The organism is Roseiflexus sp., from assembly GCF_057785375.1.
The window spans coordinates 86,206-104,387 of record NZ_JBYNRX010000097.1 but is presented as its reverse complement, the minus strand read 5'-3'; the positions used below and the strand labels follow the sequence as shown (position 1 = coordinate 104,387).

At 60.6% G+C, this 18,182-nt stretch carries 16 protein-coding genes; 10 read left to right on the top strand and 6 right to left on the bottom strand.

What is annotated here, in order from left to right; translation table 11 throughout:
- Positions 1–306: 306 nt before the first annotated feature.
- Positions 307–828 (bottom strand): hypothetical protein, encoded by a 522-nt coding sequence (locus AC3EA7_RS19440; RefSeq protein WP_488615729.1) that lies wholly within the window; start codon positions 826–828, stop codon positions 307–309.
- Positions 829–1,207: 379 nt separating this feature from the next.
- Here AC3EA7_RS19440 and AC3EA7_RS19435 point away from each other — a divergent pair, with 379 nt between their 5' ends.
- The 4 genes from AC3EA7_RS19435 to AC3EA7_RS19420 all read left to right on the top strand — a co-directional run bounded on the left by AC3EA7_RS19435 (position 1,208) and on the right by AC3EA7_RS19420 (position 3,866).
- Entirely contained in the window at positions 1,208–1,594 is a 387-nt protein-coding gene (locus AC3EA7_RS19435) for a hypothetical protein (protein ID WP_488615728.1), read from the top strand.
- Between the two features lie 358 nt (positions 1,595–1,952).
- A complete protein-coding gene (locus tag AC3EA7_RS19430) occupies positions 1,953–2,237 on the top strand; it encodes a nucleotidyltransferase substrate binding protein (RefSeq protein ID WP_488615727.1) in 285 nt (94 codons plus the stop codon).
- A 3-nt stretch (positions 2,238–2,240) separates the two neighbouring features.
- On the top strand, positions 2,241–2,579 hold the full coding sequence (locus AC3EA7_RS19425) for a nucleotidyltransferase domain-containing protein (protein WP_488615726.1): 339 nt from the start codon (positions 2,241–2,243) through the stop codon (positions 2,577–2,579).
- 60 nt (positions 2,580–2,639) lie between these two features.
- On the top strand, positions 2,640–3,866 hold the full coding sequence (locus tag AC3EA7_RS19420) for an RtcB family protein (protein WP_488615725.1): 1,227 nt from the start codon (positions 2,640–2,642) through the stop codon (positions 3,864–3,866).
- A gap of 218 nt (positions 3,867–4,084) precedes the next feature.
- Here the strand turns inward: AC3EA7_RS19420 and AC3EA7_RS19415 are convergent, their stop codons facing one another.
- The 4 genes from AC3EA7_RS19415 to AC3EA7_RS19400 form a co-directional block, all read right to left on the bottom strand.
- Complete coding sequence (locus tag AC3EA7_RS19415) at positions 4,085–5,476, bottom strand: nucleoside recognition domain-containing protein (protein WP_488615724.1); 1,392 nt, start codon at positions 5,474–5,476, stop codon at positions 4,085–4,087.
- Entirely contained in the window at positions 5,476–6,300 is an 825-nt protein-coding gene (locus tag AC3EA7_RS19410; protein ID WP_488615723.1) for a FeoB small GTPase domain-containing protein, read from the bottom strand. Before AC3EA7_RS19410 ends, AC3EA7_RS19415 begins: the two co-directional genes overlap by 1 nt.
- Positions 6,301–6,342: 42 nt before the next feature.
- Positions 6,343–7,350 (bottom strand): metal-dependent transcriptional regulator, encoded by a 1,008-nt coding sequence (locus AC3EA7_RS19405; protein WP_488615722.1) that lies wholly within the window; start codon positions 7,348–7,350, stop codon positions 6,343–6,345.
- A 776-nt stretch (positions 7,351–8,126) separates the two neighbouring features.
- Positions 8,127–8,252: a hypothetical protein gene (locus AC3EA7_RS19400; RefSeq protein WP_488615721.1), complete on the bottom strand. Its 126-nt coding sequence runs from the start codon at positions 8,250–8,252 to the stop codon at positions 8,127–8,129.
- A 190-nt stretch (positions 8,253–8,442) separates the two neighbouring features.
- Between AC3EA7_RS19400 and AC3EA7_RS19395 the strand changes: the two genes are divergently transcribed.
- The 5 genes from AC3EA7_RS19395 (at position 8,443) to tnpA (ending at position 14,077) form a co-directional block, all read left to right on the top strand.
- Entirely contained in the window at positions 8,443–9,027 is a 585-nt protein-coding gene (locus AC3EA7_RS19395) for a hypothetical protein (protein WP_488615720.1), read from the top strand.
- A 9-nt stretch (positions 9,028–9,036) separates the two neighbouring features.
- On the top strand, positions 9,037–11,193 hold the full coding sequence (ligA, locus tag AC3EA7_RS19390; RefSeq protein WP_488615719.1) for an NAD-dependent DNA ligase LigA: 2,157 nt from the start codon (positions 9,037–9,039) through the stop codon (positions 11,191–11,193).
- 14 nt (positions 11,194–11,207) lie between these two features.
- Positions 11,208–12,167 (top strand): alpha/beta fold hydrolase, encoded by a 960-nt coding sequence (locus AC3EA7_RS19385; protein WP_488615718.1) that lies wholly within the window; start codon positions 11,208–11,210, stop codon positions 12,165–12,167.
- A 411-nt stretch (positions 12,168–12,578) separates the two neighbouring features.
- On the top strand, positions 12,579–12,914 hold the full coding sequence (locus AC3EA7_RS19380; protein ID WP_488615717.1) for a hypothetical protein: 336 nt from the start codon (positions 12,579–12,581) through the stop codon (positions 12,912–12,914).
- A 692-nt stretch (positions 12,915–13,606) separates the two neighbouring features.
- Positions 13,607–14,077, top strand: a complete 471-nt coding sequence (gene tnpA, locus AC3EA7_RS19375) for an IS200/IS605 family transposase (RefSeq protein ID WP_488615716.1) — start codon at positions 13,607–13,609, stop codon at positions 14,075–14,077.
- Positions 14,078–14,187: 110 nt separating this feature from the next.
- Here the strand turns inward: tnpA and AC3EA7_RS19370 are convergent, their stop codons facing one another.
- The gene (locus AC3EA7_RS19370) at positions 14,188–15,069 is read right to left on the bottom strand and encodes a LysR family transcriptional regulator (RefSeq protein ID WP_488615715.1); all 882 of its coding nucleotides are present in this window, start codon (positions 15,067–15,069) and stop codon (positions 14,188–14,190) included.
- 318 nt (positions 15,070–15,387) lie between these two features.
- Between AC3EA7_RS19370 and acnA the strand changes: the two genes are divergently transcribed.
- Entirely contained in the window at positions 15,388–18,144 is a 2,757-nt protein-coding gene (gene acnA / locus AC3EA7_RS19365) for an aconitate hydratase AcnA (RefSeq protein WP_488615714.1), read from the top strand.
- The last annotated feature ends 38 nt before the right edge of the window (positions 18,145–18,182 follow it).

The window sequence follows — 18,182 nt, the reverse complement described above, 5'->3', positions numbered from 1 at the left end:
GCAGGTTGGGCAAAACCTGTGCATGTCCAGAAGTCGAGATCACGCCTCACCAATAAGAGGAGCATTCCCCTCCGTTCGGCGGGTTTGTGGCGCGCTTCACGTGAGAATTATCACGAATAGGGGCTATGGATGTTGAGATGGGGACTCCATGAGAACTGAGAACCGAGAACCAATGGCTAAAGAGAGGGTTGAAAATAAGCAAACGGTCAGGCTTGCCAACTGCCGCCTTCGCGCCTGAAACTCTCAACCCTCTCGCCTCTCGCCTCTCGCCTCTCGCCTCTCGCCTCTCGCCTCTCGCCTCCGCCCTTATCGTCCGGCGCCCGACGAGGAGCGCAGGATGCCATACACCAGCCCGGTCGTAAGCCCATACGTCAGGTTCTGGATCAGGAACGCCGGGGCATAGATCTCGAGCACGAGCGGATTGACCAGCGGCAGCACGACAAAGTAGGCAATCAGCCAGATCGCCAGGCCATACACAAAACCCAGCACCATTGGCGCGCCGTAGCCGAGCGGCATGTTCCAGATGCGCGTGGTCAATACGCCAAAGCCGACCCCGAATAATGCGGAGAGCGCCAGGTGGATCAGGCTGCCGATGATGACCGGACCGGCAAGGAAGCCCGGCGCTGTCGCTGTGTCAGGGTTTACCACGAATGTGGAGATCAATTTCGGCGCTTTCCAGAGGTCATCGCCGATGGCAAGCGCAAGCGCCGCGCCGATGATTGCCATCATCACCCCGCCGATCAACCCCGCAAGCACCCCGCTCAGTTCGACCTGCGCGCCAGATCGGGTTCCAGCGTCCAATCCGTTGACACTCGTCTCGATGTTCATGGGATACCTCCTTGTGATCGGCGCATCAAGCGATGCGCAACCGTATCGTCTGAATGTTCGTGCGACGTTTCGGAGGCGGTGCGGAGAGAAGGATGTATGTTGAATTATAGTAAATGCCGACAAACTATGTCAAGTTTGTTCAAAAAGGTACAAGCGGGAGTGAGAACCAAGAACCAAGAACCAAGAACCGAGAACCAAGAACCGAGAACCAAGAACCAAGAACCGAGACCCAAGAACCGAGAACCAAGAACCAAGAACCGAGAACCAAGAACAAAGAACTGAGAGCCAAGAACTGAGAACTGATATTAATGCGCGGTCATTCGTGCAATACTGCCGGGGCGCTGCGGGCGAAAGCCCTCGCTGAGGACGCAGTTCGACCGTGCTCACTGCACGCAGTTCGACCTTGCTCACTGCACGCGGTTCGACTGCGCTCACCGCACGCAGTTCGACCGTGCTCACCACACGCGGTTCGACGGCGCGCAGCGCACGCGGTTCGACGGCGCGCAGCGCACGCGGTTCGACGGCGCGCAGCGCACGCGGTTCGACGGCGCTCACCGCACGCAGTTCGACCGTGCTCACCACACGCGGTTCGACGGCGCTCACCGCACGCGGTTCGACGGCGCTCACCGCACGTGAAAGCCCCCCTGGGGCTGCTGATGCCAAGGCGCAGTCATGCATCCACGACTGCCAACGCACGCTGTGGCTCGTTACGCCTTGCGAACCGGGCGCTCGAACATCTTGTCTGACTGACCGCAAGTTCGTATGAGAACTGAGAGAGCAATCAACCGAACGCAGCACACTATTGCCCGTGTTAGTCGTCAGGGGGCTGGCGTTGGCGGACACGATTGCGAACCGTCGCTGCAAGGCGTGCAAGCAACAGCGCCCGTGTTGGTCGTGAGGGGCGGGCGTTGGCTGAGCCTGTCGAAGCCAACGCCCGCCGCTCCGCGTCCGTGATAGTCCAGGTTGATCGCTCCATAAGCGAAGATCAAGAGTCAGGATGTTCAACCCTCCCCTCTCCCCGCCTGCAAACGTTCAACCGCAACCGTTGCGCCTTCGTGTGAATCTCAAGGCGCAGGAGTGTTCGCAAAAGCGCAATGCCTGAAGGTTGGAAGCGGGATATAATATTGGCTGAATCCGAAAACGTGCTGGCGACGGCGCAGCGCAGGGGAAGCCATTGGGCTGCTATGAGCAAAGAACGTTTCATCGAGCGCCAGAAGCAGGTTCGCGAGGCTGCCGTTCGTCTGACTGCGGAAGCCGATGTCTGGTTGCGGATGATCGAGGATCGCAATCTGACGAGCCACGCCTATGACGAAGGGCTGGCATGTCGCATCTATCGCGGCATTGTTCAGAAATACGCTCCCCGGCTCGGCGCAATGGCGGCGACCATCCAGAATCTTTCGTGGGAGTGATCGATGACCGCAGCGATGTTGCGCGCGAAGGACCTGGCTGCGCTTCGACAGGCTCAGCGCTCCGCTCTGCGCGATGTTTTGCGCCGATATGTGGCGGTGCGGCAGGCGCGCATCTTTGGTTCGCGCGCCACCGGCGTCGCCCGCCGGGCATCCGATATTGATCTGGCGATTTCTGCGCCAGCTATCAGCGTTGGTGTGTGGCACGATCTGTGCGAGGCGCTCGAGAACGCGCCGATCATCTATGACCTGGACATCGTTCGGGAAGAAGACGCGCTCGATGAGCAGTTGCGCGAGGCGATACAGCGGGATGGAGTTGTGATCTATCAATCGAACGATGCGTAGCTGGCGGGGGGAACGTGTTGCGTTTTGATGCTTCTTTTGAAAACGAAAGAAGGTGCGTCTATGTTTCAGATCATCGATGGCATTCCTGTGTGGGGCGAACATGAAGAAGGTACGATCGAGCAGATCCGCCGCTGCGCCAGCGATCCCGAAGCGGTCAAGGCGGCGCTGATGGCGGATGGGCATCTGGGGTACAGCATGCCAATCGGCGGCATTGTCGCCTACCGCGACGCCGTCAGCCCCAGCGGGGTCGGGTACGACATTTCGTGCGGTATCAAGGGGGTGCGCACCAATCTGCGCGCCGATGACATTCGCAAAGATATCAGCCGGATTATGGATCAGGTGGCGCGCGAGGTGGTCTTCGGCGTCGGCGGGACGAGCGGCAAAGCCGCCAATCACCCGCTGTTCGACGACCCGACCTGGCGCGATATTCCCGAGGTCGGCAAACTGCGCCAGATGGCGCGTGAGCAGCTCGGCACCGTCGGCTCGGGCAATCACTGGGTCGATATTCTCGAAGACGAAGAAGGATGGGTGTGGGTCGCGGCGCACTTCGGCAGCCGCGGTCTCGGGCATCGCATTGCAAGCGGGTTCCTCAACCTGGCGCACGGGCGACCGTTCGACGCCCCGGCGCCGGGTGAGTCGATGCAGCAGCCGGCAACCGTCATCTCGCTGCGGCGCGACCTGGGACAGGCGTACTGGCAGGCGATGACGCTCGCCGGGCGCTATGCGTATGCCGGGCGCGACTTCGTGGTGCAGCAGGTGCTCGACATCCTTGGCGCTCAGGCGACCGAAGAGGTGCATAACCACCACAACTACGCCTGGAGAGAAAAAGTCAACGGCGAGGAGCTGATCGTCGTGCGCAAAGGCGCAACCCCCGCCTGGCCCGGTCAGCGTGGTTTTGTCGGCGGTTCGATGGGCGACATCAGCGTGGTGGTCGAAGGGGTGGAGAGTGACGAGTCGCGGCTTGGGCTGCACAGCACCATCCACGGCGCCGGACGGGTGATGAGCCGGATACAGGCTGCTGGCAAGCGGCGTTGGGTGAAGCGCAATGGACGGCGGGTGCAGGAGGTGGTCAAGCCGGGCAAGATTACCCGCGAGATGATGCTCGAATGGCTGCGCCGCGAGGGGATTGAACTGCGCGGCGGCGGCACGGACGAGAGTCCGCACGTCTATCGCCGCCTGCCGGAGGTGCTGAAACACCACGCCAACACGATCAGGATCGTGCATACGCTCAAGCCGATGGGGGTGGCAATGGCGGGCGAAGATGTGTTCGATCCGTACAAGGATTAGCTCGACCTGCGCTCTCTGCTGCCCTCTCGTTGAGGGGAGCGTTCTTCAGATGCAAGGCGCAGCGAACAACCGAAACCTGGACAATCAAGGATGTGGAGCGGCGAACGTTGGCTTCGACAGGCTCAGCCAACGTCCGCCGCTATGGGGAGGCGAAGGCATTGCCTTCGCCTCCCCGGTCGCACTTCACGCGCCGCTTTTTCGGATAGGCGCTAACGAGACTATGGCCATCCTGCGAGGCGCGCCAGGGTGGCGGTGAGGAACGTGACGATGAACGCCGTTCCCAGCGTAATTACCACGCTCATTGCCGCCCATTTGTAGGAGCGGGTCTCCTTGAAGATCGTGATGATCGTCGTCCCACACGGATTGTGGAGCAGTGAAAAGAGCATCAAGTTAATCGCCGTCAGCAACGTCCAGCCCTGCTGATCGACGAGCAGAGAGCGGATTGCGCTGTCGCTTCCGGGAGATTCGACCATCATGCCGGCGTTTGTGTAGATCATCATCATCGTCGGGACAACGATTTCGTTGGCTGGAATAGCAATAATATAGGCAAGCAGAATGGCGCCGTCGAGTCCGAGCAATCGCCCGAAGCCGTCCAGCCAGCGTGCAATGGCGATTGCCAGACTGCCGTCGCCGAACGATATGTTTGCCAGCAGCCAGATCACGGCGCCGGCGGGGGCGGCTGTTAGCATGGCGCGCCAGAGGACGAAGATCGTCCGGTCGATCAGCGAGGTGTAGAGGATGCGCAGCACATTGGGGCGGCGATAGGGCGGCAGTTCGAGCGTGAATGCCGACGCCTCGCCTCTCAGCACCGTTTTCGAGAGCACCCACGACATCAGGAAGGTGAACGCCACACCGATCAGCACGACCGTAACCACAGCGCTGGCGGCGATCAACGAAGCTGCTGCACCGCCAAAGCCGGCAGCAACGAACACCGTCGCCAGCATGATCAGGGTCGGGAACCGCCCGTTGCACGGCACGAAATTGTTGGTCAGGATAGCGACCAGCCGTTCGCGCGGCGAGTCGATCACCCGTGTTGCAATCACCCCGGCAGCGTTGCAGCCGAACCCCATCATCATCGTCAGCGACTGCTTGCCGTGCGCGCCAGCCTTTTTGAACAGCCAGTCCAGATTGAACGCGACGCGCGGCAGGTACCCCAGGTCTTCCAGCAGCGTGAATGCCGGAAAGAAGATCGCCATCGGCGGAAGCATCACCGACACCACCCACGCCAGGGAGCGATAGACGCCATCCCACACGAAACCGGTGATCCACCACGGAACCCCCCACGCGACGAACAATGCGCGCGCCCAATCGCCGAATCCGAAGAGCAGGGTGAAGAGCAGGTCCGAGATGACATTGGCGCCAGACACCGTCAGCCAGATGACGACGGTTAACAGGAGCAGCATGATCAGCAACCCGGAGACCGGCGCCGTGACCAGGCGATCAATGCGCTGATCCAGGTCGTACTGTCGGTTCTCAGGGGTCTTGACTGCGCGGCGCGCAATCTGTTCCGCCTCCGCGTACAGCGATTGGACGATTTCGTCGCGGAAACTCCACGGCAGGCGGTTGCGCAGCGCTTCGGCTCTGGCAAGGACCTCATCCGGCGTGGTCATCACTGCCTCCCCATAACTGCCATCGTGCCGCTCAGCCGGTCTGCCGTGGTGCGTTGACGCGCGAGAATGTCAGCCAATTCGCCGCTGCGGATCGCCCGCTGCACCCGCGCATCGCCTTCGAGCAGGCGGATCGCCAGCCAGCGCGCATTCGGAATGCCCGGCGCCAGTTGTTCGATCAGCGGCGTCAGTTCCTGAATTGCCTGTTGAAAGGCGGGCGTGCCTTCGACACGACGCGGATGCGTGGCAATGCGCCCCTCGATCACGTCGGCAACCGTCGCAAGCAGGGTGATGATTCCTTCTCCGCTGCGCGCCACAATCGGCACGGCGGGAACCCCCAGATCGCGGCTGAGGGTGCGAGTATCAACATCGATGCCCTTCCGACGCGCTTCATCGATCAGGTTTACTGCCACCACAACTTTGTCGGTGATCTCGAGCACTTGCAACACCAGGTTCAGGTTGCGCTCAAGGGCAGTGGCGTCGGTGACCACAATCGTGCAGTCGGGTTGCCCGAACAGCAAAAAATCGCGCGCCACTTCTTCATCCTGTGAGGTGGAGAGCAGCGAGTAGGCGCCGGGCAGATCGACCAGTTTATACTTTACACCGTTGAACTGATACCCCCCCTCGGCACGGGTGACCGTCTTGCCGGGCCAGTTGCCGGTATGCTGTTTTAATCCGGTCAGAGCATTGAAGAGCGTCGATTTGCCGGTGTTTGGATTGCCGGCAAGCGCCACGACGCGGTCGTACCGGTCCATTTTGATGCCCATCTGCTCCAGGCGGGCATACGCCGGGCAGGTGGCGCATAGGTCAGTCGTTGGTCTGGTCATCGAAACGAACCTCCTCATCAGATCAGGTCAGAATGCCGCACATCAGTTCAGGGATTGCGGCCGGACCAGGATGCGCGCCGCCTGATCCTGACGCAGGGCGATCAGCGTTCCGCGCACACGGTAGGCGCGCGGGTCGGCAAAGGCGTTCTGCAATTCGGGATACACCACAGCGCCGAGGGTCAACCCCAGGTCGAGCAAGCGCCGCCGGGTAAACCCCTGCAGCGCGTCATCAATCGCCACAATCTCCGCCGTCTGGCGTAACGGCAGATCGCTGAGCGGTATCGTATGGTTCCGCGCCGCCTCCGCTTCGGTCAACGGCGCCAGATTGACATTTGCTGCAACAGCAGGCGCCAGGCGATACTCATTTTCGCCGTCGCTCAGCGTCAGACGCTGCGGCGTGCGCTCCAGCACGCGAATCGTCTGCCCCAGATGCAGACCAGCCGCCAGGATCTGTTCGTAGGCAATGGCGGGTTCATCTTCCAAATGCACAATTCGCCCCGGTATGTCGAGAGGCCATGCAGTCAATGGCGTGCCCTCGGCGTCAGGCAGGATTCCCGCGCGGCTGGGAATGGGATCGCCGTGCGGGTCGCGCCGGGGATACCCCATGGCGGCTTCCAGTTCGTCGAGTTGATCGGCGGTCAGCGCGTGCTCGCGCCGTTGCGCTTCGGCGTGAACCTGCGCCAGCGGCATGCGCGCTTCGTCCGCCAGGTAGCGTTCCCACAGGCGATGGGCGCGCACTACATGTAATGCCCAGCGTTCGCCCTCTGCCGTCAGATGCAGTTCCATGCCGCGGGTTTCGAGCAGTCCCTGCTCCTCCATCTGCTCGATCAGGCGCATGACCGCTGTACGCGAAAGATTCAGCGCGCCGCCAAGCGACTCTGGCGTCGCGTGACGCCCCAGATGTTCACGGTTGAGCAGATGCTTGAGCGCATCTTCCAACCGTTCGCGCTCGCGGGCGGCGCGCCAGGTGCGGTAGTGCGCCAGTACGCCGATGCGGGGCAGAACGATCCACAATATGCACCCTGCCAGTAGCACGATCCAGAAGATCATGGCTTGTTCCGCCTCCATCATGCGCCTGCCCCGAGTGCGACGGTTGCGCATCATCCGGGGCAGGGAATCATCAATTTATTTTTAGGTCATCCTAAATCATATCATACTCCTGCATTATCTGTCTGTCAAGGGGGGAGGAAGAGCCGCACATGTGGAGGATTTGTCCCTCATCCTCACCCCCTTCTCCGACAAGGGGCGAAGGGGGGCGTGAGGGCACGGCGCCACTCGTGAGGTCGCAGCCTTCGCGTCTGTGAAGGGTGGGGCTAACCTCCGATGCAGACACGCCGGGGGAGAGGATCGTGTGAGCGCTCCTGGCGCGATCAACCTGACGCTTCATCGTTGGGCTGATTGCGCCCGGATGAGCGGGTCTGAGTCTGATAGAGTGAACAACCGGATGTTGCACACGCAGTGCTGGTGTTGACGAGCTTGCGGCAGACGTTGGCTGAGCCTGTCGAAGCCGACGTCCGCTGCTCCACGTTCTTATCCTAACTTGCGGTCAGTCAGACAAGATGTTCAAGCGCCTGGTGCGCAAGGTGTAACGCTCTACAACGCGCATCGGCAGTCGTGGGCGCATGACTGCGCATTGACATCAGCAGCCCCGGCGGGGCTTTCACTTGCAGTGAGCGCCGTCGAACCGCGTGCGGTGAGCACGGTCGAACCGCGTCCTCAGCGCGGGCTTTCGCCCGCAGCGTCCTGGCGCCCTGCCGCGCGCCCCGGTAGTCTGGTACGAATAATCGCACATTAGTATTAGATTGTCCAGGTTTTGGTTGATCGCTCTACGAGTCGTCCGGCGGCTGTTGGACACGGCAGTGTGTCAGGGGCAGGTCTGATCCCTGCCCTTCCGTCGTCCGTGGGCGGCGGGCGCCATGCAGCGGCGTCTGTCGCCACGATCTCGTCGCCATCACGGTGACCTCCACCGCCTCCAATCGAGAACTGTGGGGGATGGAATAGTTGCGTGGTAGAATGTTGAAGTTGAGTGTGCATTGGTCGCTCTGCCGGAAAAGCGAACGTGATGCTACCGCTTCAGGACCGGTGAACGGCAAGAGCACAGATCGCGGGACAAAGGTGAAATCGACGTAACAGGCAACGACAATGATTTCGCTTCACGACATCGTTCAGCATTTTGCTAAGGCTCTCAAAGACGCGGACTCAAAAAGTCCGCAATGGCGTAATTATCAGCCCGGCACTGCTCCTTTCCCGGAAGATGAAGCTATTAAGCTTATTGCTGAACGTATGGCTTTTCAGCAAACGTGCCGGATCGAGACAAATGTCCCGTATCCTGGAGGCAGCAAAAAAAAGAAGTGTGATATGTGCGTTCGCCGTTCCTCAAATTCCAATCAGTGGGATTGGGCGATTGAAATCAAGCTGCTGCGTTTTCTGGGAGACAACGGAAAACCAAACGACAATATCCTTACGCACATTCTCTCACCTTATGAGCAACACAGAAGCGCACTTACCGACTGCGCCAAGCTGGCGGGTTCTGGATTCGGCGCGCAACAATCGATTCTGATTTATGGCTTCGAGCGTAATGACTGGCCGCTCGAACCTGCCATTCAGACATTTGAGACGCTGGCGCGCGCTCGTTTTGCGATAGGGCAGAGATATGAGGCTCCTTTTGATGAGCTGGTCCATCCTGTGCACCAGAAAGGGAAAGTTTTTGGATGGCGCGTATTCTGAGCACTGCCTATGATCTCCAGCGACCTTGTCAATCGCGTTGAATCGCTGCGCGAGCAGATCCGCTATCACAACTACCGTTATTATGTGCTCGACGAGCCGGTGATCAGCGATGCCGAGTACGATGCGCTCATGCGCGAGTTGCGCGATCTGGAAGCGGCGCATCCCGAACTTGTCACGCCCGACTCGCCGACGCAACGGGTTGGCGCGCCGCCGTCCGAGCAGTTCGCCAAAGTTCAGCACGCTGTGCCGATGCTGTCGCTCGCCAATGCGTTCGATGAGGCGGGCATGCGCGCCTGGTACGACCGAACGCTGCGCCTGCTCGGCAGCGATGCGCCAGTGGCGTTCGTCGTCGAGCCGAAGATCGATGGGCTGGCAGTGACCCTCATTTACCGCGATGGCGTTCTGGTGCGCGGTGCGACGCGCGGCGACGGCGAAACCGGCGAGGATGTGACGGCGAACCTGTGCACCATTCCCAGTATTCCGCTGCATTTGCGTCTGTTCGCCGACGGCGCCGATGCAACAACGAACCTGCCTGCCATCCCGCCGTTGCTCGAAGTGCGTGGCGAGGTCTATATGCGCATTGCTGATTTCGTGCGCCTGAATGAGCAACTGGCTGCATCCGGCGAAAAGGTCGCAGCCAACCCGCGCAACGCCGCCGCCGGTTCGCTGCGTCAGAAAGACCCCGCAGTCACTGCCCGCCGTCCGTTGCGCTTCTTCGCCTATGGCGTCGGGCAGATCGAGGGGGTGGAGGTGCAAACGCAATGGGAGACGCTCCAGTATCTCCGCGCGCTTGGTTTTCCGGTCAACCGCGATGCACGGCGCTTCGAGCGCTTTGAGGAGGCGCTGGCATACTGCCGTGAGTGGATGACCCGCCGCGACGAACTGGAGTACGAGGTTGACGGCGTGGTGGTTAAGATCGACAGTTTTGCGCAACAGGCGGAACTCGGCGTCGTCGGGCGCGATCCGCGCTGGGCGATTGCCTTCAAGTTCCCGGCGCGCGAGGCGGTCTCGCGGTTGCTCGACATTGTGGTGAATGTCGGGCGTACCGGGGTGATTACGCCCAACGCCGTGATCGAACCGGTCAACATCGGCGGCGTGACGGTGCGCAGCGCAAGCCTGCACAACGCCGATTACATCGCCGAGCGCGACATTCGTATCGGCGACTATGTGATCGTCAAGCGCGCCGGAGATGTCATCCCGTACATCGTCGGTCCGGTCGTGGCGCGGCGCGATGGTAGCGAGCGCGTCTGGCAGATGCCGGCGACCTGCCCGGCATGCGGCACGCCGCTGGAACGTGCCGAGGGCGAAGTGGCGTACCGCTGCCCAAACTTCGGCATCTGCCCGGCGCAGATTACCCGGCGGATTGAACACTTCGTTTCGCGCAGCGCAATGGACATCGCGGGGGTCGGCGAGAAACAGGTGCAACTGTTCGTCGAACGCGGCTGGGTGAAGGATGTCGCCGACCTGTATCTGTTGACGCCGGAGCATTTCAACGGGATCGAAGGGTATGGTCCGAAACGGATCACCAATCTGCTGAACGCCATCGCCGAGTCGAAGGATCGTCCGCTCCACCGCCTGATCGTCGGGCTTGGCATCCGCTACGTCGGCGAAGTCGTGGCTCAGATCCTCGCCGACCGTTTCGGTTCGCTCGATGCGCTGGCAGCCGCCTCCGCCGATGAGATCGACGATCTGGAAGGCGTCGGACCCGCGATTGCCGCCAGCGTCGCCGCATATTTCGCGCGCCCGGAGAGCAAGGCGCTGATCGCCAAACTGAAGCGCGTCGGCGTGCGCACCGAGGCGCACGGTCCTGCCGTCGCGCCAAAGGGTGACTCGCTGGCGGGCAAGACCTTCGTCATCACCGGCACGCTCCCGTCGATGTCGCGCGAAGACGCCAGCGCCCTGATTGTGGCGCACGGCGGCAAGGTGAGCGGCAGCGTTTCCAAAAAGACCGATTATCTGGTCATTGGCAATGATCCAGGCGGAACGAAGTTCACAAAAGCGAAAGAACTGGGCATACCGATGCTCGATGAGGCTGGTTTGCTGGCGCTGATCGGGGCAGGCGAACGCAGCGCGCCCGCTGCTCCTGATGCCGACCACGACGCAGCGCCTGCGACATCCCGTGGTACAATGGCAGAGGCACAGCAGTTAGGGTTGAATCTTGAGTGACATGGAAGCGTTGTATGTCTGGTCATGTTCCTGATCCGATTGAACGCTTCTTCGACCCGCTCTCCTATGCGATGGTGCCGCTGGTCGACGGGCTTGCGCGCCATGCATTGCCGCGTTTCGGCGCTTTCGAGCAAACCCGCCGCATCAACGGCGTTCCGATCCACTACTATCTGATCCCCTGCCGTCACGCTGCGCCGCTGCCGGTGCTCTTCATCCACGGCATGGGCGACAATGCAGTGACCTGGAGCCTGGTCGCGCCGCTGGTCGCGCGCCGCCACGATGCGTTCATGATCGACCTGCCAGGGTACGGTCTCTCCGGGTTGCCGCCGGGCAAAAAAGCCGCGACGATCAGCGATATGACCGAGATTGTCGGCGCGTTCCTGACCGATGTTATTGCCCGCCCTGCGCTGCTGGTCGGCAACTCGATGGGGGGCTGGATCGCGGTGCGGGTGGCGGAGACGCGCCCGGACATGGTGCGCGGCATTGTGCTGATGAACGCCGGCGGCGCAATGCTCGACGGTCATCGTTCGTGGGAGCCATTCATCGAGTTGCTTTCGCCCGCAGATGCACATCAGGCGCGCCAGGTGGCGCGCATGGTCTTCGGCGCGCTGCCTCCGCCGCTGCGAGCGCTCAGTTCGCGGGGCATGGTGAACCTTTTTGCACGCCCGGTGGTGCGTGAGTTCATCAATGCCACCGATGAACCTGATTTTCTCAGCCCCGACGAACTGCACCAACTGCCGACGCCGACGGCGGTTCTGTGGGGGGAGTGTGACCGCTTCCTGCCGCCGGGGTCGTTCGAGTTTTTCCGCACGCATCTTCCTTCGCCACAGGTGCACATTCTCAAACGCTGCGGTCACCTGCCACAGCGCGAGCGTCCGGTTGCAACGGCGCGCTTCATCAAGCGCTTCGCACAGCAGATTGCGCTGAGTACGCCGCACGCCGCGCCGGTTTCGGCGACAGCGACAGCTAGCTAGCGGTTGAAACCGCGCCTTGGGGGCGCATGCGCGCCGGGCGTCGGCCTGCGCCGACGCTTCCCCACCCGCGAAGACGGGTGGCAAGCTGGAGTCCCATCAGGGACGATTTATGAAGATTGACTATATACCAATCGGCATACCCTGGCTGGCGGTTGAAACCGCGTCTTGGGGGCGCATGCGCGCCGGGCGTTGGCCTGCGCCGACGCTTCCCCACCCGCGAAGACGGGTGGCATGCTGGAGTCCCATCAGGGACGATGTCATCGCTGGCAGCTGCAGACGTCGCGTCCGGTCGATCTTGACTGCACCCCACATCGGCAGGATATTGACTCCACGAACATTGGCGATATATACTGTTGTGCATATGGGGCGTTCCGTTCGCTCCAGTATTTCGCAATCTGTTCCTGCGATGGTATGAAACAGGACGAAGCCTCACTGAAGCAACGTTGTCAGGCAGAACCTTGCTTGTCGTTCCGAGTGGAAGCAGAGCGGAGTCTGGCTGATAATGGCTTGGCAGCGCCTACACCGCATCGCATACGTGAATCGACGAGAAACGACATGTCATATCAGGAAACCATTACCGCATTTGATCTCCTTATCACCTCTATAAGAGATACGGTGAGGAAGAAAAACAAAGAAGTCTCGATAGAATTAGATGCGGGATCCTATGAAACTGTGAAACGGATAATTTATTTGGCAGAGAGGGCTTCTGGGATTATGACTAATGTAGAGAAATTGAAGCAGGAATGATGCTCTTTGTTTGAAATAAATCTCCAGACTCCTGAATCGTTGGCAGTTGTTCCGAGAGAAAATGCATTTTTGAGCAAAATACACAACCGACCGTAGAAACATTAGAATTTTGAGATTAAGGAGATCGGTCAAAAAGCATGGTAAGTCTCCGGCTAGTAAGATTAGAGTGTATATTGGAAACAAGATTATCTATAATGAGTTTTCTGCAGCCTAGACATTCGTTGAAGATATAAAAGAGGTAGGGATTGCCAAAGTCAAGGAACTCAATCTCATAGTCAATAACTTCGAATTAATATCAAACCAAAGACATCCGGAATATAGGCAGATTTAGGCAAACGGATACTATGTAATGACGAACACATCAAATGATTATGAGGTGAGAATATTAAGCAAGATCGCAAAATTATTAAGAATAGACATGAGGGTTGAAATTGTATATTTCTCATAGTTCCAGGAGGAAATCCGTGCATTCTAGTTTATCCTGATGATAGCCCTCATTAAGCAGGTAAATATGGTCTGGTGACATCAGTCGTACGGGAGGAGTTTCGCCGATAGCATGACCGACGACTCATAGTGCGCCGAGCAGGCGTTGCGCCCAGTGTTCACCTGCGTTACATTGCAGAGCTGGCGCCTAAAGGTGCGCCAGTAAGATTATCAATCGCCTGAAAACGGCGTATCTCCCGTAAGACGTGATGCGACGCAATAAACTCGCTCTCTTTGTACACCTGGTGTGGGCGACTTGGGATCGCCTTCCAATGATTACGCCGGACATCGAACGTCGGCTCTACCGCGTTATAGAGAGCGAGGCGCAAAAATTGGGCTGTCAGGTCCTGGCCCTCAATGGTACAGAGGATCATGTGCACCTGCTGGTCATGGTCCCCTCAACGCTTGCCATTTCCGATTTGCTCAAACAGATCAAAGGCGTCTCATCACACTTTGTCAACGAGGTCCTCAAGCCGCCAGCGCAATTCAAGTGGCAAGGCAGTTACGGTGCGTTTACTGTAAGCCAATGGGATGTTGACAAGATTAAGGAGTACATCAAACGCCAGAAAGAACATCACCAGAGTTTAGAACTTGTAGCAGAGCTCGAAGAAACCTCTGAAGATATCGGGATTGGAGCAGAGGAGCATATTCCTCCGTCCACACAGACAGACGGTCGGTGATAAACCTATCGGAGGCGCTATCTATCGCGGCGCGCCGTCCCCGTCCGCCTGCGCGGACGGGCGGCCGCAGGCCCGCCAGAGGCGATTTCAATCGCTGGAGATTTCGCGGATCATCCCCGGATCATCTCCACCAGCGCCGCCGCCGCCGGCGAAAGCCACTGGCGCGCACGCTGCGCCCAGGCGTAGGTGCGCCGGTCGTCGGCGCCGCGCAACGCCAGTGCACGCAACCGCCCCAGCGTCACTTCCCGCTGCACCGCAATTGCCTGGATGAGCGCCACACCCAACCCCACCTCGACGCTCCGCTTGATCGCTTCGGTTTCGCCCAACATGATGACGTGATCACCGGCAAGCGTCGCCGCCCCGAGCAACCGCTCGACCGTCGCGTGCAGCGCCGATCCCGGTTCGCGCGTCAGCAATGGGCGCTCGCGCAATTCGTCGATGTCCACCGCAGTGCGGGATGCCCAGATGTCGTCGGGGGCGACGATGACGACCAGCCGATCCTGCATGAACGGTGTGATGACCAGTTCCGGGTGTGTGGCGGGGGATCCGACCAGTGCCAGTTCGATGGTTCCTTCGGCGACCTGTTCCAGCAACGCGGCGCTGTTGCCGGTGACAATCCGGGTGTGGTAGTGCGGCGCCCGTTCGCGGTAACGGCGCAGGATATCTGGCAGCAGGTAGGTCGCCAACGTCTGTCCGACTCCCAGCCGCAGGGTATGCGCTGCAACGCCGGCTGCGGTGCGTGCCGCCTCTAATGCTTCGTCCGCCAGCAGCGCCAGTCGGCTGGCATACGGTAAGAGCGCCTCGCCCGCCGGCGTCAACCGCAGGCGCCGGGGACCACGCTCGATCAGGGGCGCGCCAACCGCATCCTCCAGTACGCTGATCTGCTGTGAGACCGTCGGTTGCGCCATGTGTAACTGCTCGGCAGCGCGGGTGAAACTTCCCGCCCGTGCAACCGCCGCGAAAATCCGCAATCGGTGAAGATCGAAAGACATAGCGCTTCCTTCATCGAAATTCTCGATGAACATATTATAAATCATTGCTTCTATCAATGGTTCAATTCTGTTATACTTTCCAGGAAAGCGCCAGGCTCTTCACATGATTGATGCGGTACCGCGCTTTGTGGCGCCGCCAGAGCCTGCGCAGGAAGACGTTGTATCTGTAGAGATCGCGGCTCATTTGAATTAATCTGCGGCATCGTCCGATCTGTCCCGCGCAGGCAGGCTTTGCACACGTCGCCCGCGACTTCGGTCGTCGGGCTACTGTGTGCGAAGGTATTCGATAGTCAACGAATTGCAAAGGAGCACTTCCCTATGAACACCCTGCACGATCCGTTCAGTGCCCGCGCGCCGCTGGTCGTCGGCGGGCAGACGTTCATCATCTACCGGCTCGACGCGCTGGCGCAGCGTGTCGGCGCTGATCTCGCGCGGCTGCCGTTTTCGATCAAGGTGCTGCTGGAGGCGCTGCTGCGCAATACTGGCGATGGCTTCACCACTATCGACGATGTCGAAGCGCTGGCGCAGTGGACCCCGGCGAGCGCCGGGCAGCGCGAGGTGGCGTTCAAGCCAGCGCGGGTGTTGATGCAGGATTTCACCGGCGTTCCGGCAGTGGTCGATCTCGCGGCGATGCGCGATGCCATGGCGCACCTGGGAGGCGACCCGGCAAAGATCAATCCGCTCGCCCCGGCGGACCTGGTGATCGATCACTCGGTGCAGGTCGATGCTTTTGGTCACGGCATGGCGCTCGTGCTGAATGCGCAACTCGAGTTCGAGCGCAACCGTGAGCGTTACGAATTCCTGCGCTGGGGGCAGCAGGCGTTTGCGAACTTCCGCGTTGTGCCGCCAGCCACCGGCATCTGCCATCAGGTGAACCTGGAATACCTGGCGACCGTGGTGATGACGCGCGAGATCGACGGTGAACTGGTCGCAATGCCGGATACGCTGGTCGGCACCGACAGCCACACGACAATGATCAATGGTCTGGGGGTGTTGGGTTGGGGCGTCGGCGGCATCGAAGCCGAAGCCGTGCTTCTGGGGCAGCCGCTGGCAATGCTCACACCGGAGGTCGTCGGGGTGAAACTGACCGGCGCATTGCGCCCCGGCGCCACCGCCACCGACCTGGTGTTGCGTGTGACCGAGATGCTGCGCAAACATGGCGTGGTGGATAAGTTCGTCGAGTTCTGTGGTCCCGGTTTGAGCTCGCTCAGCCTGGCGGATCGCGCGACGATTGCGAATATGGCGCCGGAGTATGGCGCCACCTGCGGCTTCTTCCCGGTTGATGCCGAGACCCTGGTGTACCTGCGCGGCACCGGGCGTTCCGACGACCTGGTGGCGCTGGTTGAGGCGTATTGCCGTGAGCAGGGGTTGTTCCGCACCGATGACTCGCCGATCCCGGCGTTCAATACGCTGCTCGAACTCGACCTGAGCACCGTCGAACCGAGCGTCGCCGGTCCACGTCGTCCCCAGGACCGCGTACCGCTTACGGATCTCAAGGAATCGTTCAACCAGGCGATGCGCAAGGTCTTTGGGCGTGAGGCGCCGGTGTACGAGGGAGATGGCGAGCGCCGACGCGAACGCCGCGATCTGTACGCAACATCACGTGTGCCGGTGACGCTGAATGGGCGCGCGACCTCTCTCACCCACGGCTCGACGATTATCGCCGCGATCACATCCTGCACCAACACCTCGAACCCGTCAGTCATGATCGCTGCCGGGCTGTTGGCGAAGAAGGCGGTTGAGAAAGGCTTGAGCGTGCCGCCCTATGTGAAAACCAGTCTGGCGCCGGGATCGCGAGTGGTGAGCGAGTATCTGGCACAGTCCGGCTTGCAGGCGTACCTCGACCGGTTGGGGTTCAATGTCGTTGGATATGGCTGCACGACCTGCATCGGGAACAGCGGTCCGGTCGCCGACGAGATCGCGCAGGCGGTCAAAGATGGCAACCTGGTGGTCAGTGCTGTGTTGAGCGGCAACCGCAACTTCGAGGGACGCATCAACCCGGTGGTGCGCGCCAATTACCTGGCATCGCCGCCGTTGGTGGTCGCTTTTGCGATTGCTGGCACAGTAGACATTGACATGCAACGTGAGCCGCTCGGCGTCGGCGCCGATGGCGAACCGGTCTACCTGGCAGACATCTGGCCCTCTGCGGATGAAGTCGCCGAAGTGATGGCGGCATCGCTCAACGCCGACCTGTTTCGCCAGCAGTACGCCAATGTCTTCACCGGAAACGAGACCTGGAATGCCATTCCGGTGAGCGGCGGCGACCTGTATGCCTGGAACCCCGACTCGACCTATATCCAGAACCCGCCCTACTTCTATCGTATGACGCGCGAAGTTCCGCCATTGATGTCCATCCAGGGGGCGCGGGCGCTGGCGTTGCTGGGTGACAGCGTGACGACCGACCACATCTCGCCGGCGGGAAGCATCGCCAAGGACAGCGCGGCTGGCCAGTACCTGATTGCGCGCGGCGTGCAACCGGCGGATTTCAACTCCTACGGCGCGCGGCGCGGCAACCACGAGGTTATGATGCGCGGCACGTTCGCCAACATCCGCCTGCGCAACGCCATGGTTCCCGGCGTGGAAGGCGGCTACACCATCTACCTGCCGACCGGCGAGCAGATGAGCATCTACGACGCGGCGATGCGCTACCAGGCGGATGGCACGCCGCTGCTGGTGCTGGCGGGCAAGGAGTACGGAACCGGCTCGTCGCGCGACTGGGCGGCAAAGGGGACGTTCCTGCTTGGTGTGCGCGCGGTGATTGCCGAGAGTTTCGAGCGCATTCACCGCGCGAACCTGGTGGGCATGGGGGTGTTGCCGTTGACATTTGCGCCGGGCGAAAGCTGGCAGTCACTCGGTATCACCGGGCGCGAAATCTTCACGATCCAGGGCATCGAAACATTGCGTCCCGGACAGGAGTTGACCGTGCATGCACAGCGACCCGATGGTTCAGCGTTCACGTTTACGGTGAAGGCGCGGATCAACTCGGAAGGCGAACTTGCCTACTACCGGAACGGCGGCATTCTGCACTACGTGCTACGCCAGCTGGCGGAGCAGGAAGAACCGGCGGCGGTGTGAGTGCCGAGAACCGAGAACTGAGAACCGAGAACAGAGAA

What these genes read in the sequence shown, in the direction of transcription:
- AC3EA7_RS19440 (WP_488615729.1), bottom strand. Translation starts at nt 828, where the DNA reads ATGAACATCGAGACGAGTGTCAACGGATTGGACGCTGGAACCCGATCT.
- AC3EA7_RS19425 (WP_488615726.1), top strand. Translation starts at nt 2,241, where the DNA reads ATGACCGCAGCGATGTTGCGCGCGAAGGACCTGGCTGCGCTTCGACAG.
- AC3EA7_RS19420 (WP_488615725.1), top strand. Translation starts at nt 2,640, where the DNA reads ATGTTTCAGATCATCGATGGCATTCCTGTGTGGGGCGAACATGAAGAA.
- AC3EA7_RS19415 (WP_488615724.1), bottom strand. Translation starts at nt 5,476, where the DNA reads ATGACCACGCCGGATGAGGTCCTTGCCAGAGCCGAAGCGCTGCGCAAC.
- AC3EA7_RS19410 (WP_488615723.1), bottom strand. Translation starts at nt 6,300, where the DNA reads ATGACCAGACCAACGACTGACCTATGCGCCACCTGCCCGGCGTATGCC.
- AC3EA7_RS19405 (WP_488615722.1), bottom strand. Translation starts at nt 7,350, where the DNA reads ATGATCTTCTGGATCGTGCTACTGGCAGGGTGCATATTGTGGATCGTT.
- AC3EA7_RS19400 (WP_488615721.1), bottom strand. Translation starts at nt 8,252, where the DNA reads ATGGCGACGAGATCGTGGCGACAGACGCCGCTGCATGGCGCCCGCCGC.
- AC3EA7_RS19395 (WP_488615720.1), top strand. Translation starts at nt 8,443, where the DNA reads ATGATTTCGCTTCACGACATCGTTCAGCATTTTGCTAAGGCTCTCAAA.
- ligA (WP_488615719.1), top strand. Translation starts at nt 9,037, where the DNA reads ATGATCTCCAGCGACCTTGTCAATCGCGTTGAATCGCTGCGCGAGCAG.
- AC3EA7_RS19385 (WP_488615718.1), top strand. Translation starts at nt 11,208, where the DNA reads ATGTCTGGTCATGTTCCTGATCCGATTGAACGCTTCTTCGACCCGCTC.
- AC3EA7_RS19380 (WP_488615717.1), top strand. Translation starts at nt 12,579, where the DNA reads ATGAAACAGGACGAAGCCTCACTGAAGCAACGTTGTCAGGCAGAACCT.
- tnpA (WP_488615716.1), top strand. Translation starts at nt 13,607, where the DNA reads ATGCGACGCAATAAACTCGCTCTCTTTGTACACCTGGTGTGGGCGACT.
- AC3EA7_RS19370 (WP_488615715.1), bottom strand. Translation starts at nt 15,069, where the DNA reads ATGTCTTTCGATCTTCACCGATTGCGGATTTTCGCGGCGGTTGCACGG.
- acnA (WP_488615714.1), top strand. Translation starts at nt 15,388, where the DNA reads ATGAACACCCTGCACGATCCGTTCAGTGCCCGCGCGCCGCTGGTCGTC.